Genomic DNA, 15724 nt, shown 5'->3' on the forward strand with positions numbered 1-15724 from the left:
AGGCGCACTCTTTATGAATTTAGAAATTATAACATCTATTTATGAAACTAATCAATAAAAAAAACAAAAATTACACTCAGGTTTTCCAACTGTTTACGGAGGAAGAATGGACGAAAACCAGTAAAAATTTCAACAAAAACATTTCCAATTTTTTCACCGGAAAGAAATACGAAGTTTTTGTCAATGCTCATGAAGAAGGAATTACGTATTTCATTGGATTAGGAAAATCTGTTTTACAAAATTTCGAGATCCAGCAGGTGGCAGCTAAATTTTCACAGACACAGAAAGACAAACTGCTGGCCGTACCTACATTAGCCCTTGCTGACTTCCTGAATGAAAAGCAGTTCGAAGAGTTTGTAAAAGGACTTTTAACAGGAACTTACAACTACCCTTTTGATAAAAAACACGCTTTCTGGAATACGAAATTTGAATTGCACTTTGAAAATTTAAGCCAGAAAAAATTAGATCATATCAGCCAGAAAGCAGAAGCATTGGTTAACGGACAGACTGCCTGCCAGGACTGGCTCAACAAACCAGCCAATCTTAAAAAACCGGATATCTTAAGCGCATACCTTAAAAATCTGGCTAAAAAATATGACTTAAAATATACTGCTTTTAACAGAAAGAAATGTGAAGAGCTTGGATTAGGCGCTTATCTTTCTGTGAACCAGGGAAGTGCTTATGATGCAGCCTTCACTATTTTAGAGTATAAAACGACAGCGAAAAATGCCAAGACTTTCGGATTAGTAGGAAAATGTATTCTGTTTGACACCGGAGGAATATCAATAAAAAGCTCTGCCAACCTGCATTATATGAAATCTGACATGGGCGGAGCTACCGCTGTTTTGGGAACGTTAATCTACGCCGCAGAAATGCAACTTCCGGTAAACATTGTTGCTGTTCTTCCTATTACTGATAATGCGGTCTCTGAAAAGGCTCTGCTTCCGAGTGATGTGATTACAGCCTACAACGGAAAAACGATTGAAGTACTTGATACTGACGCAGAAGGCAGATTAATTCTTGCAGACGGTTTATCTTATCTCGCTAAAAACTACAAAACGGATTTCCTTATTGATCTGGCAACATTAACGGGAAGCTCGGTGAGAATGTTCGGAGACACCTGTGCTGCTATGTTCTCTAATAACGAGGAACTGAAAAACAACTTAATCAAAACCGGTGACCAGACCAATCAGAGGGTTTGGAATCTTCCTTTATGGGATGTCTGGAAAGATGATATCCAGTCTGATGTAGCGGATATCAAAAACATCTCTCTAAAGCCTGTGGGAGACTGTATTATTGCAGCAAAATTTTTAGAACATTTCATTGAGAGCCACCCAAAATGGGCACATTTAGATATTGCCGGAGTTGCCTTTGGAAGCGTGGGTTATGCTAAAGAAAAAGCAGCAACAGGTTTCGGTGTTCAACTCCTCGTGAATTTAATTGAAAATTATCACTAAAAATTAGTTTTTTACAAAAAAACTCTGTATAATTGATTAGTGGATTTTCAAAAACGCATCATATTTTATTTTTTGATATTAATAAAATAACACACAAATGCTTTTATTTTTGAAAATTCACTAAATCTTAAAAAACATTATATGGAGAAGAAAACTATTGTGTGTATTTCGTGCTATTACAAAGGCTACGATTTTATGGACGAAATGAAGAAGCTCGGCAATAAAATCATCCTTGTAACCTCCGAAAACCTCAAAGAAAAAAACTGGCCCTGGCATGCGATTGATGAAACATTCTATATGCCCGAGCTAAAGCCTTCCGTATGGAATCTGGAGCACCTGATTCAGGGATTTTCCCACCTGATGAAGACCAGAAAAGTAGATGCTGTGGTGGCTTTGGATGATTATGATGTTGAAAAAGCAGCGTTAATCAGAGAAACATTCCGTATTCCCGGTATGGGACAGACAACCCACCGATATTTCAGAGATAAGCTTGCCATGAGGCAAAAAGCAAAGGATTCCGGGATCAGCGTTCCTGAATTTACCGCTGTGTTCAATGATAACGAAGTGGATGAATTTACAGACCGCGTTCCTGCTCCATGGGTATTAAAGCCGCGCTCTGAAGCATCCGCCTCGGGCATTAAGAAAATAACCTCCAAAGAACAGCTTCTTGAAGCCCTGGAAATACTGGGAGAAGAACGCCATCTTTTTTTACTGGAAAGTTTTAAACCCGGAGATGTTTACCATGTGGACAGTCTTACTTTTAACAAAAAAACAGTATTCACTTCTGCCTCAAAATATCTTGCTCCTCCCATGCAGGTTTCTCACGAAGGCGGGGTTTTCAGATCCAAAACATTAGGAAGGTATTCCGAAGAGTTTAAGGCACTGGAAGATATCAATGCCAGAGTTCTTTCCAATTTCGGGCTTGTCAACGGAGCCACCCATACAGAATTTATCCGTGGAAAAGAAGACGGAAAATGGTACTTCCTTGAAACCTCATCCAGGGTTGGCGGCGCTCATATTCCGGATCTGGTTGAAGCATCAAGCGGGATCAATATCTGGAGAGAGTGGGCTAAAATTGAAGATGCTCTTCTGAGAGGTCATGATTACAGCGTTTCTCCGCCTACAGGCTATTATTCAGGCCTGATTGTAGCTCTGATTAAAGATAAAGAACCAGATTACAGCAGATTTGAATGTGAAGAGGTTGTCAAATTTCTTCCCATAGATTATCATGTCGGAATTGTTTACAAATCCGGAAATGCTTCTGTTGTACAGGACAGACTGGATTCTGCAGCGGAAATCATCCATACTGATATGCTGAACATTCTGCCTCCCAAAAGTAATAAATTGAGTTCTTAACAATGAAGCTTGACATTGATATTCAAAATGTTATTGAATTCATAATATACAATCCGCTCCAAGATTCCCTACTAAAATGTAATTTAGAAAAGATAAAACCAAATAAGGAAAATGCCTCACATAGAACATACAGAGTATTATTCAAATATATTGGGAACAAGTCTCAAAGTAGAAGTGACCGGACATTACGGCCATCCTATCATTATGTTTCCAACTTCCCAGGGACAGTATACCCAAAATCATGATTTTCATCTCAACGGAAGCATCAACTGGTTCATAGAACAGGGAAAAGTAAAGCTTTACAATGTACAGACCATCGACAGCTGGAGTTTTTACGATGAAAAAATCTCTCCTCAGCAAAGAATAAGAAATTATGAACGGTATGTACAGTTCCTGCTTCAGGAATTCGTGCCTTATATCCAAAAGCTTCATAAAACACATCGTGTAGCAGTGGCCGGAGCCAGTTTCGGGGGATATCATGCCGCTAATTTTGCTTTCAGATTTCCGGATTTGGTTTCTCATCTGTTTTGCCTTTCCGGCGCCTTCAGTATAAGGAATTTTATGGATGGTTATTCTGATGATCTGGTATACTTCAACTGTCCGAGAGAGTTTGTACGGAATGATGAAGCCTGGAAATATAAACACATGCATATTGTACTGAGCACTTCCGATCAGGATATCTGCAGGGATAAAAATGTTGAAATGGCTGAAATCCTCAGGATAAAAGGCATAGATTTCTGGTACGATGAAAGAAAATGGATAGGCCACGACTGGCCGCTATGGAGAATGGTTTTCCCTACTTTTATAGGAGCCTTTTTCTCTTAAAAACAATGAAAAGACAAATAGAAAAAAATATACCCACCTTAAAAACAAAAATTATGACAAAAAAAGTAGGAATTCTTTTCGGTATGGAAGACACGTTTCCCTGGGCATTTATAGACAAAGTAAATGAAATGGGAGGTGGAGATATCATTGCTGAACCCGTTACTATTGATAAACTGGAACAGGGTGCAGATTATGGTTATGCAGTGATCATCGACAGAATTTCACAGGACGTTCCCTTTTACAGAGCTTATTTAAAAAATGCTGCCCTTAACGGTACTTATGTAATCAACAATCCATTCTGGTGGAGTGCTGATGAGAAGTTTTTCAACAATGCCCTGATGTCCAAACTGGGAATTCCGCTTCCTAAAACGGTTCTGCTTCCGTCGCACCAAAGACCGGATAATACTTCAGAAACTTCATTCAGGAACCTGAAATTTCCTCATGACTGGGAATATATCTTCAATTATGTAGGGTTTCCTGCTTACATGAAGCCTCATGATGGTGGCGGCTGGAAGAATGTTTACAGGGTAGAGAATCCTGATGACCTTTGGAACAAACTCGGAGAAACGGAACAACTGGTGATGATGGTACAGGAGGAAATTATCTTTGATGATTATTACAGAGTGTACTGTCTGGGCCAAAAATATGTCCATATCATGCCTTATGAACCGAGAAATGCACCTCACCTGAGATATGCCACCACCCATCAGACACAAGGTGAAGAGCTTGAAAAATTGTTGAAAACCATTCATGATTATACGATTAAAATGAATCAAGCTTTAGGATACGATTTCAACACCGTGGAATTTGCGGTAAGAGACGGTATTCCTTATGCGATTGATTTCTGCAACCCGGCTCCTGACGCAGACCGCAATTCTGTAGGGGAAGAAAACTTTGCATGGATCATAGAGCATGCCGCCAAACTGGCTATAGAAAAAGCCAAGGAGTATGTTCCGGGGAAACCTAATATTGCCTGGGGAACCTTCGTGAAAGATTCCATAAAATAATATTGAAAAAGAATTAAAAAACACAAAATAAATGCATCATCAGTTTACTATTGGAATTGAAGAAGAATATCAGATCATCGATGTTGAAAGCAGGGATCTGGTTTCTCACGTTTCAAAAATCATTGAGGGCGGCAAAGCGGTTTTAAGCGAAAATTTAAAACATGAAATGCACGAATCCATGATTGAAATGGAAACGGGAATCTGCCAGAATATTCAGGAAGCCAGAGCTGAATTAACGAATTTAAGGCGCCATCTTATCAATATCGCCCATGAGCAGGGACTGCGTGTTTCCGGAGGAGGAACCCACCCTTTTTCTCACTGGTCTGAAAACAATATTACCCAGGGAGAAAGATATATTAAAATCGTAGATGATATGGGAGATGTAGCCCGTGAAAATCTTATTTTCGGACTGCATGTTCATATCGGAATTCCCAACCGTGAAGAAGGTGTAAGAATTCAGAATGTGATGAGATATTTCCTTCCTCACGTCTATGCCCTTTCCACCAACTCCCCTTTCTGGATCGGAAGATATACAGGTTTTAAATCGTACAGACAGGAAATCTTCGTCAAATTCCCAAGAACCGGTATTCCGAGTTACTTTAACTCTCTGGCAGAATTCGACAGTTATGTGGATCTTCTGGTAAAAACAGGAACCATCGACAATGCCAAGAAAATCTGGTGGGATTTACGGGTACATCCGTTTTATCCAACTATCGAATTCAGAATCTGTGACATGCCGTTAAGAATTGACGAAACCGTTTGTCTTGCGGCCATAATGCAGAGTCTTGTTGCGAAAATATATAAACTGCACCAGCAAAATCTCAGCTTCAGAAGCTATAGAAGATTACTGCTGAACGAAAATAAATGGCGTGCCTCGAAAAGTGGTATTGAAGCCCATCTCATCGATTTTGGAAAAGAAGAATCCGTACCTTATCCTCATTTGTTGAAAGAACTTTTAGAGTTTATTGATGATGTGGTAGATGATCTGGGATGCCGCCAGGAAGTGGAATATGCCTGGAAAATCCTTGAAAACGGAACCGGTGCAGACCGGCAGCTTCAGATCTTCAAGGAAACAGGTGATCTGACGAAAGTGGTTGATTATATGATCTCTGAAACGGAGTATGGCATCACCCATGGTGAACCTGCTTCATAATTTTTTTGGTAACTTTACAAAAAATATGATGTAATGAAAGATATTCGAATTGCTCTGCTGGACATGAACAACAATCATGTGAATCAAGGTTTTAGAAACATTAAAGAAATTTCCGAAACTTTTCAGCAGAACTCTGAAGAAAATGTGGTGATCAAAACGTTTGATGTAAGGTATAAAGATGAAATGCCTGAAATAGGTGACTTTGATATTTTCATTTCTTCAGGCGGGCCTGGCAATCCACACCGGGAAGGTCTGGCCTGGGAAGACAAATTTGCTGATTTCTTAGATGCTGTTTTTGAGCATAATCAATATCATGAAGATAAAAAATACCTTTTCCTGATCTGCCATTCATTTCAGCTGGCAAGTATCCACTGGAACCTGGGGAATATCTGCAAAAGAAAGTCTTATTCTTTCGGAGTAATGCCTGTTCATAAAACAGAGGAAGGCCAGGAGGAGTTTTTATTCAAAAATCTTAAGGATCCTTTTTATGCGGTAGATTCCAGAGCTTATCAGTTTATCGAACCGGATCACGAACGTTTCCAAGAATTGGGAATGACCATCATGGCGATTGAAAAATTCCGTCCTCATATCAACCTGGAAAGAGCGGTAATGGCCGTTCGTTTTTCGGAGGAGATATTCGGAACACAGTTTCACCCTGAAGCCAATCCTGAATCTCTGATCGAAAACCTGAAGGATGAAAAAAACAAGGAAGCCATGATTGAAAATTTCGGGATGGAAAAATATCTTGAAACGATAGACAGAATAGACGATGAAGATAAAATCGTTCTGACCAGACATCAGATACTTCCGAGATTCCTTCAGTTTGCAAAAAAAAACATTTTGAAAGAAGCTGAGACTTTGGCTTAATCAATACAAACCACAAAAGTCACAAAAGGGATTGGGGTATTACAATCATAAAAGCTGTTGAGAAGAGCACATAAGCTTTCTTGAAAATCAAAGATTTCCCAATTAAATAGGGATTTTATAAAAGTGTATTGTAAACTTTTATATTCTAAAACTTTTGTGCCTTTTGTGGTCAAATCAAATCGGGCAGAAACGTCCGATTTTTTAACACCACAAAAGAAAAAAAATATGATCCCAGAATACAGAAAACAGTTCAATCAGGAATTTTCATATGAAAAATACCATCAACTCAAAAACATACTGACTGAAAAAGCTGGAACAGCACCTGGTTTCAGAGTTTCAGAAAGTCCTATTTTTCTGACTAAAGAGTTTGAGAAAAAACTGATAGACGCCAGTGAAAGTATCATCAGCCAGATTAAAGCAATTCCGGCAGAACTCCTTCAAAAAGCCATTCCTGAAAACTGCAGGGTTCCCAATGATACCCATCAACCTCATTTTTTCACCATAGATTTTGGAGTCTGCAAAAGCGAAGACGGAGCAATAGAACCTCAGCTGATAGAACTTCAGGCATTTCCTTCTTTGTATGCTTTCCAGAAAGTATATGAGGAAACGTATTGTGAAGTCTACCCTTTTCTTTCGGAGATAAAAAACCCTATGCCCCACGAAACCTTTAAAAACTATTTGAAGGAACTGATTGTAGGTGATGAACATCCTGAAAATGTAATTCTGCTTGAAATCTTTCCGGAAAAACAAAAAACGGCGATTGATTTTGCTTTGACCGAGAAATTGCTAGGCATCAAAACAGTATGCCTGACAAAAGTAAAAAAACAGGGCCGAAAACTGTATTATGAAAATAATGGTAAGCTTACCGAAATTAAGAGAATCTACAACCGGGTTATATTTGATGAACTGGACAATATTCCGGATCTGCATACAGAATTCGATTTCCGCGAGGAAGTGGATGTAAATTGGATTACCCACCCAAACTGGTTCTTTAAAATATCAAAATTCCTTTTGCCTTTATTACAACATCAGTTTGTTCCGAAAAGTTATTTTCTGCATGAATTTCCGGAAAATGAAAACCTTGAAGATTTTGTATTGAAACCATTATTTTCATTCGCAGGAAGCGGAGTTAATCTGAATCCGACAAAAAAAGTTACAGACTCTATTCAGGATAAGGAAAACTATATTTTGCAGAGAAAAGTCTATTATGAACCCATTTTTGAAGATATCAACGGAGATTTTTCAAAAGCAGAGATCCGTTTGTTGTATATTTGGCGGGAAAATGACGAACGCCCTATCCTATTGGAAAATCTGGGAAGAATGACTAAAGCCGCCATGGTGAATGTAGACTTCAATAAAAAAGACGCCATCTGGATTGGTAGTTCGAATGCTTTTTTCGGATAAAAAACTTATAAAACTAATACAACATGGAAGAAAAGCCAACCGCTTTTGCAGAATTTGAAAACCACACTTTAACACGGAGAAGAGATCTGTTACCTGTCTGGATTAAAATTTTCCTATGGATCTTTTTAATCGGAGGAGCACTGGCTGCTATCTTTTTACTGGCAGGCTCTCTGATGACTCATGTCTCTTTATCTTTATACGGAATGAATGCCAATCATCCGTATTCAATGACCGGACTTTTGATCTGTGTCTTGTTTTTATTTAAAGGGATTGTAGCCTACGGACTTTGGTTTGAACAAAAATGGGCACCACAGGCTGCCATAGCAGATGCCATTATCGGGATTACTGTCTGCCTTATTATGATGGCCATTATTCCGTTTATGTACCCATCAATCAGCTTTACCCTCAGGTTAGAACTTATTCCTTTGTATTTTTATCTTAAAAAAATGCAGAGCATCAAAACAACCTGGGAAAATTTATAGAAACAAACCTCCGGAATTCCGGAGGTTTTATTTTTTACTCCTTAAGTCCTCTCCAATAATAAAAATCCCCCTAAAAAGGAGGATAAAATTGACATGTATGCTGTGTTTTCACAAACATTGTAAATATACGGATAGACTATTGGCATACTCTACGGAAACATTAAAATTTGATTTTCAATTATTTATATGTTATATTTTCTTTAAAGCTATTTAAAAACCGTCTTACAGTCCTTCCCCTTATCATAACCCAGCATATTCTTTCTTCGCATCAAAGCTAGGGCAAGCTTTATAGACATTTGGAAAATCTCTATGCCCCTGAATTGTAGCTTTAGGAAATGTTGATTTTAATTCTCTTAACAGCTTTACCATAGATCTTTTTTGGTCTTCCGTTCTTGTATCTTTTGGATGGTTGTTTTTATCAATGCCTCCAATGTATGATATATTGATAATTTGGGAATTCCATCCTGCAACGCCATTGGATACCTGATCAATTGGCAAAGTGTTTACTATTTTTCCATCAGCTTTTATCATATAGTGATACCCTGTATTTTTCCATTTCAGGTTTTCCTTCCAATACCTTTTAATGCTCTCTATTGTAACATCTGGCTGTGTTGCTGTACAATGTATAACGATGTAATTGATTGTTCTCATGGATTTCATTTTATTTATGGTTGAGCAAAATTAAATCTGTAACTCCCAAAATAATGAGGGAAAAACACCCTATTTAAATTGACAGGCAGGATGCTTGAGTAGCTGATGCGGTCATAGGAATTGCTATTGGTCTTATGATGATGGTCATTATCTTGTTTGTCACTCAAACAATCAGCTTTACAGTCCAATGAGAACTCATTCCCTTGTATTTTATCTTAAAAATGTAGCATATAAAGAAAACCTGGAGAAGCTTATAGAAACAAACCTCCAAAATTTCGGAGGTTTGTATTTTTTCATATATTCTAATTCTCTTTCATGATGCGTTCATCTATTTAGCATTAATCATCATATATCCCCTTTCATAAAGGGTTTAAAGGCTCTATTAGCAGTGATTTATTTTATGTTTATTGTATCTTTGCTGCAGAAAAAAATGATGTGAGCCTCCTATCCTATTTGGAAATTCTTAATTAAAAATCAAAATTGGGATGGGTTAATGTAGATTTTAACAAGATGATTCAACAGGATAAGAAGTTCTAAAGTTTTTTTTACAAAAGCTAAAATTTAACTATTAGAATGAACAGAAAAACATTTATTCAAAAATCTTTTCATGGAATTTTATATGCTGGGTTAAGCACTACTTTACTATCCTGTGTACAAGATAATTTTAATGATGAGATTAATAGATTCAACAATGATGATGAATTAAAGAAAAGATTTAAACCAATTTATATAATTAATGAGGGCTCTGATATCAAAGGTAGAAAATCAAAATCAGTAAATTTTGACAGGAGAAAGATTATCCTTATGGAATTTGTAAGTCTGGGATATATTACCTTAAATGAGTCTATCAGTGAAACTAATAAAACCAATAAGAATTTAAAAATAATGAAGTTGAATGATGAGTTTTCATGTGTTCTTTTCAAGGAACCAATTCAAATAAGCTTGCCCAATACCTTTACAAAACTTAAGTTTCAATATATACATTACAATGAGCTTAGCGAAAACTTTACAAAAAAAGAAATAATATTTTAAGATGGCTTTTATTATTGGTGAAAAAATCCTCGTACAGGGGGAACATTGTATAGAATGTACTATGTGCGTTCCGGAGTGTCCGGAACAGGCTATAGATGATACTGAAATGTATTTGGATGTAGGAGGATATGTATCTCTTAAAGGGGTAACCATATCTATAAATGTAGAAAAGTGTACCGGTTGTGGTGATTGTATTCCAGTATGTCCTACTTCAGTATTTTCTTACTTAAATCAACCTAATTCTGGTGGCAATAATAATGGAGGAGGTACCACTGGTGGTAATCAACCCGATGAGGATGGGCAGGATAAAGATCCTTGTTTAAAAGCTGCCAAACCATCGGCTCACGCAACACAGCTATCTCAAACTGACGCATTTAATAATGCATTCAATACAATTGGAGGAATGAATGACGGAAAAGAGCATGGATATGTACTCGGAAGCCAAAATGGAGCTATTGTTTCTACTGACATACAACATGGAGGTCCGAATAACATGACTTTAAATCACAATTTTGAAAATCCGGTAGGGAGCATACATATTCACCCTGCCAACGATTCTCCACCCTCTGTAGGAGATGTATATTCTCTCATTAACGCTTATAACGGGAATAATACTTATAGTACCTATTATGTAATGAATCCCGATGGTACAGTTTATGCTCTGGTAGTAACCGACCCTGCTGCTATGAACCAATTCTTACAAAACCATCCTTACACACAAATCCCGGGATATGCCCCCAATTTCCCACCACCATTATTTGATGAATGGAATGATTTTGATGGAAGTTGGGAAATGTCACTATCCCATATTCTGGATAAATATGATGCAGGAATGGCTTTATTAAAAAGAGATCATCAGGGGAATTTTAAAAAAATAAACATTGATTACAAAAAAAATCCAGACGGAACTATTACAAACACTCAAACAACCTGCCCTTAAGTCATGAAAAATATACTTACTTTCACCTTACTGATAGCTCTAAGCTTTTTTTATAAAATGAATGCACAGGAAAAAGTATCCTCAAAGCAAACCGTCGGAAGATTTGAGGCTAAAAAAAATAATTATACAGGAAAAAAAGTCAAGGACCTATTAAAAGATTTAAAATTGGATATTCAACTGGTTACTTTTGGAGGAGGCTCACCCGAAGCTAATAACTTTATCACCCTAAGGTTTATTGATGATGTAAGAAATTCTGATAAAAATGCAAAGTCGGCAAAAATCACACTTTTTATTAAAGAACATGACAGTGCCACCAACAAGTTATTCCAAAGTACTTCAGGTGTCAAAAAAAGAATTAAAAGAGATCCTGTAAAATATAAAACCAATGAAGATATGTTAAAAGGATATGAAAATCTAACTATAATAGAAATTTATGCTAACTCTGAAAAAAAATAATTGATCCTTTCAATCTGCAACAAAAAGAATCGGCTGAACCTTTGGTTCAGCCGATTCTTTTATCATAAATTCTTATCGTCTTCCAGCAATTCCTTGGCCTGATATTCCTGAACCAGATCAATAGCATTGGAAATAACATCACTTAAAGCTGTGATAAATGTTCCTTCTTCCGCCATTCCTATCGCATGTTTTAACGCTTCAATTTCTTTAGGAATGATCTCATAACTGACATCTCTTCCTGCAGAATTAATCCCGTCGATAATCAATCCGTTGATTTCCTCTTCGGTTCTTCCGCGAAGGTGTTTTTCGTTTCGGATGATAATATAATCGAACATTCTTCCGGCAATTTTTCCGCATTCTCTGATATCGTTGTCTCTACGGTCTCCAACACCGGAAATAATCCCGATCTTTTTGGTAGATTCTACATTTCTAAGATAATCTTCTATGGCTTCGTATCCTGAAGGATTGTGGGCAAAGTCGATCAGTACCTTAAAGTTTTTGAACTTAAAGACATTCAGTCTTCCCGGTGTCAACTGAGCACTTGGAATAAACGTTCTTAAAGAATTGGAAATATCCTCAATTCCAAATCCGTAAAGGTAACTTGCCAAACTGGCTGCCAATACGTTTTCAATCATGAACCTGGCCTTTCCTTCCATCGTAATCGGGAAGTCTTTGGCTTTTCCTATTCTGATTTTCCAGTCTCCTTTTTTGATGGTTACAAAACCTTCTTCATACACACAGGTGATCTTTCCTTCTTTGGCAAATTTTACAATATGAGGATTGTTTTCATCCATACTGAAAATAGCCACATTGGAATCGAGATCATTCACAATCTTCATGGAGTATTCATTATCTGCATTCAACACACTCCAGCCGCTTTTTTTCACACTATCCAGTACAACACGCTTTACCTTGGTAAGATCTTTTAAACTGTGAATATCGTTCATTCCCAGGTGATCTTCCTCGATATTAGTCAAAACTCCGATATCACATTGTGAAAAACCAAGTCCGGAACGTAAAATACCCCCTCTTGCGGTTTCCAGCACTGCAAATTCTACGGTAGGATCTTTTAAGATAAACTCTGCAGAAAGCGGCCCTGTAGTATCTCCTTTTGACAGCATGGTATTTTGAATATAAATTCCATCCGAAGTTGTAAATCCTACTCTGTAGCCATTGCTTTTTACAATATGAGAGATAAGTCTTGTTGTGGTTGTTTTTCCATTGGTTCCTGTTACTGCAATGATGGGAATGGTAAAAGGTTTCCCCTGAGGATAAAGCATATCAACCACCGGAGCAGCCACGTTTCTTGGTAAGCCCTCACTTGGTGCAAGATGCATTCTGAACCCTGGTGCTGCATTGACTTCAATAATGGCGCCGCCACTTTCCTTTAAAGGCTGGGTAAGGTTTTCTGCCATCACGTCAATTCCGCAGACATCCAACCCGATAATTTTAGAAATTCTTTCAGCCATTGTGATATTTTCCGGGTGTACCATATCTGTTACATCGATGGACGTTCCTCCGGTTGAAAGATTGGCTGTTGATTTCAGGTACACCACTTCTCCCCTTTGAGGAATAGTCTCCAGCGTGTACTGAAGTTTATCCAGTAATTCTAAAGTGTCTTTATCCACTTCAATTTCAGTAAGGACATTTTCATGGCCATAGCCTCTTCTCGGGTCTTTATTTTCTTTTTCAATAAGCTGCTGAAGATTCAGTTCTCCATCTCCCACAACATGGGCTGGAACTCTTCTGGCTGCAGCCACCATTTTATTATTGATCACCAGTATACGGAAGTCGTAGCCTGTGATATATTTCTCAACAATTACTTTTCTTGAATATTTCTGAGCATGTTCAAGACCTATCTTAGCAGCATCCCAATCGTTGACATTAATGGAAGAACCTTTTCCATGGTTTCCATCCAAAGGTTTTAAAACAATGGGATACCCAATTTTTCTGATGACTGCATTTAAATCTTCTTCATCTGTTACCAAATCTCCAATCGGTACGGGAATAGCTGCATCATGAAGCATTCTCTTTGTTAATTCTTTATTACATGCGATATCAACAGCAATAGAACTTGTGTTCCCGGTAATGGTAGCCTGAAATCTTTGCTGGTTCACGCCATAACCAAGCTGTACCAATGAGTTTGTCCCCAGTCTGATCCAAGGAATTCTTCTGGATGCCGCTTCTTCTACAATACTTCCTGTGGAAGGTCCTAAACGGACGCGCTCCCTGATTTCTTTTAATCTATGGATACAAGCATTCAAATCATAGTCTTTGCCTTCAATCAGTGCTTCTGCAATTTTTACAGATTCTTCTGCAGCAAAGATCCCTGCATTTTCTTCGATATAATTGAATACCACGTTATACACTCCGGGAGTTTTTGTTTCACGGGTTCTTCCAAACCCTACATCCATTCCTGCCAGGGTTTGTATTTCCAAAGCGATATGCTCAATGACATGTCCCATCCAGGTTCCTGTTTCCACTCTATGGAAAAAACCTCCCTCCACTCCTTCCGAGCATCGGTGCGTCATCAATGATGGGATTAATTTTTCAATCCTTTCCCGGAATCCTTCAATTTTATTGGTAGGATAATTCTCCATTTCTTCTAAATCCAACCTCATCTGTATCAGCTTCTTTCTTCTGATGCTCCAGATGTTAGGACCTCTTAGTGCCTGAATCTTTTCGATTTTCATAGTCTATTGGCATTTTAACAGTTAACAATAACTCCTTTCATAGCCAAAGATAATGTAAAACCCTAAACGAAACTATACCACATTTAAAGATTCATTAAAAAAAAATTAATTTTAATTAACATTCCTAAAACATTAAAAATCAACTAAAGATGGCATGAAATTGGCCAAAGAATGTGAATTATTTTTTAATTTTGCACAATGATGAAACCTGTTGGAAAATTAATAGTTATCGGAGGCGCTGTAAACAAAGGAAGTTTTGCTGAAACCGATTATGATCAGAATATAGAAAAGAATCTTAATTTTTTTGAACGTGGGATCCTGCGAAAGATCATCAACGAATCAAAACTAAAGGAAAATTCTGTCATTGAAATTGTTACCACTGCCTCTCAAATCCCTCAGATCGTAGGTTCCGAGTACAAAAAAGCATTCGAATTTCTTGGAGCTAAAAATGTAAATGTTCTGGACATCCACAACCGTGAGGAAGCCAATTCTGATGCAATGGTCGCAAGGGCCAACGCTGCCGATGTGATGATGTTTACCGGGGGAGATCAGCTGAGACTGACCTCTATTCTTGGAGGAACAAGATTTCATGATACGGTTTTATTAAAATACCAGGAACAGGATTTTATTTACTCCGGAACTTCTGCGGGTGCTGCAGCAGCTTCTGAAAATATGATCTATCAGGGAAGCAGTTCTGAAGCTTTATTGAAAGGAGAAATCAAAACTACTCAGGGCTTAGGGTTAATTGATAATGTTATTATTGATACTCACTTTGTACAGCGGGGAAGAATCGGGCGTCTTTTCCAGGCGGTAGTGAACAATCCGAGAACACTGGGAATCGGATTGGGTGAAGATACAGGGCTTTTCATTCATAATGATGTAATGACTGCTGTAGGTTCAGGTCTTGTTATTCTGGTAGACGGAAGGTTTATCAAAGATACCAACCTTACCAATATCAACCTTGGAGAGCCGATTTCTATTGATAATTTAACGGTACACGTGATGTCTATGAATGATCATTATGATCTTACGACAAAAACGCTGACGATTGAGAATTCGCAGTTTAACCCTATTCCACAGGATAAATAGAACAACAAATACAGCTATACAAACGGGACCTCGGTTCCGTTTTTTATTTAACATTCGTATTTTAAGTTGGGCTAAAGCCGATGGATTTAAAACGTTTATAATAAGGCGGGCTTTCTTCGTCTCCGCTCAGAATTATAGCCCACCTCTATTGATGTTGATATCCAGATGCATAATAGTTGCTTAACAACATTATCTTTTATCTTTTATCTTTTATCTTTTATCTTTTATCTTTTATCTTTTATCTTTTATCTTTTATCTTTTATCTTTTATCTTTTATCTTTTATCTTTTATCTTTTATCTTTTATCTTTTAT

Annotated in this window: 14 protein-coding genes; 12 read left to right on the plus strand and 2 right to left on the minus strand. The window is 37.6% G+C overall.

Annotation, left to right across the window (positions count from 1 at the left end):
• Positions 1–41 precede the first annotated feature (41 nt).
• The 8 genes from V0410_RS05160 (at position 42) to V0410_RS05195 (ending at position 8551) form a co-directional block, all read left to right on the plus strand.
• Complete coding sequence (locus V0410_RS05160) at positions 42–1457, plus strand: M17 family metallopeptidase (RefSeq protein ID WP_330746583.1); 1416 nt, start codon at positions 42–44, stop codon at positions 1455–1457.
• Positions 1458–1598: 141 nt separating this feature from the next.
• A complete protein-coding gene (locus tag V0410_RS05165; RefSeq protein WP_330746584.1) occupies positions 1599–2813 on the plus strand; it encodes an ATP-grasp domain-containing protein in 1215 nt (404 codons plus the stop codon).
• A gap of 111 nt (positions 2814–2924) precedes the next feature.
• On the plus strand, positions 2925–3638 hold the full coding sequence (locus V0410_RS05170; protein ID WP_110010303.1) for an alpha/beta hydrolase-fold protein: 714 nt from the start codon (positions 2925–2927) through the stop codon (positions 3636–3638).
• 53 nt (positions 3639–3691) lie between these two features.
• Positions 3692–4645 (plus strand): ATP-grasp domain-containing protein, encoded by a 954-nt coding sequence (locus tag V0410_RS05175; protein WP_330746585.1) that lies wholly within the window; start codon positions 3692–3694, stop codon positions 4643–4645.
• A gap of 31 nt (positions 4646–4676) precedes the next feature.
• Positions 4677–5798: a carboxylate-amine ligase gene (locus V0410_RS05180; RefSeq protein WP_202840733.1), complete on the plus strand. Its 1122-nt coding sequence runs from the start codon at positions 4677–4679 to the stop codon at positions 5796–5798.
• A 33-nt stretch (positions 5799–5831) separates the two neighbouring features.
• Positions 5832–6665, plus strand: a complete 834-nt coding sequence (locus tag V0410_RS05185) for a type 1 glutamine amidotransferase (protein WP_330746586.1) — start codon at positions 5832–5834, stop codon at positions 6663–6665.
• A 225-nt stretch (positions 6666–6890) separates the two neighbouring features.
• Positions 6891–8069, plus strand: coding sequence for a hypothetical protein (locus tag V0410_RS05190; protein ID WP_330746587.1), 1179 nt, complete (start codon positions 6891–6893; stop codon positions 8067–8069).
• A gap of 23 nt (positions 8070–8092) precedes the next feature.
• On the plus strand, positions 8093–8551 hold the full coding sequence (locus V0410_RS05195) for a hypothetical protein (protein WP_330746588.1): 459 nt from the start codon (positions 8093–8095) through the stop codon (positions 8549–8551).
• Between the two features lie 240 nt (positions 8552–8791).
• Here the strand turns inward: V0410_RS05195 and V0410_RS05200 are convergent, their stop codons facing one another.
• Positions 8792–9202 (minus strand): N-acetylmuramoyl-L-alanine amidase, encoded by a 411-nt coding sequence (locus V0410_RS05200; RefSeq protein ID WP_330746589.1) that lies wholly within the window; start codon positions 9200–9202, stop codon positions 8792–8794.
• Positions 9203–9775: 573 nt separating this feature from the next.
• Here V0410_RS05200 and V0410_RS05205 point away from each other — a divergent pair.
• From V0410_RS05205 to V0410_RS05215, 3 genes are read left to right on the plus strand one after another with little or no spacing between them, the layout of a single operon-like run.
• Positions 9776–10234: a hypothetical protein gene (locus tag V0410_RS05205; protein WP_330746590.1), complete on the plus strand. Its 459-nt coding sequence runs from the start codon at positions 9776–9778 to the stop codon at positions 10232–10234.
• A 1-nt stretch (position 10235) separates the two neighbouring features.
• Positions 10236–11174 carry a 4Fe-4S dicluster domain-containing protein gene (locus tag V0410_RS05210; protein WP_330746591.1) on the plus strand — a complete coding sequence of 313 codons (939 nt, stop codon included), beginning with the start codon at positions 10236–10238 and terminating at the stop codon, positions 11172–11174.
• Between the two features lie 3 nt (positions 11175–11177).
• Positions 11178–11630: a hypothetical protein gene (locus V0410_RS05215; RefSeq protein ID WP_330746592.1), complete on the plus strand. Its 453-nt coding sequence runs from the start codon at positions 11178–11180 to the stop codon at positions 11628–11630.
• Positions 11631–11692: 62 nt separating this feature from the next.
• Here the strand turns inward: V0410_RS05215 and cphA are convergent, their stop codons facing one another.
• Positions 11693–14323 (minus strand): cyanophycin synthetase, encoded by a 2631-nt coding sequence (gene cphA / locus V0410_RS05220; protein WP_330746593.1) that lies wholly within the window; start codon positions 14321–14323, stop codon positions 11693–11695.
• 201 nt (positions 14324–14524) lie between these two features.
• Between cphA and V0410_RS05225 the strand changes: the two genes are divergently transcribed.
• On the plus strand, positions 14525–15412 hold the full coding sequence (locus V0410_RS05225; RefSeq protein ID WP_002979057.1) for a cyanophycinase: 888 nt from the start codon (positions 14525–14527) through the stop codon (positions 15410–15412).
• Positions 15413–15724: the final 312 nt, after the last annotated feature.

The organism is Chryseobacterium sp. CP-77 (assembly GCF_036362765.1).
GTDB lineage: Bacteria > Bacteroidota > Bacteroidia > Flavobacteriales > Weeksellaceae > Chryseobacterium > Chryseobacterium cupriresistens.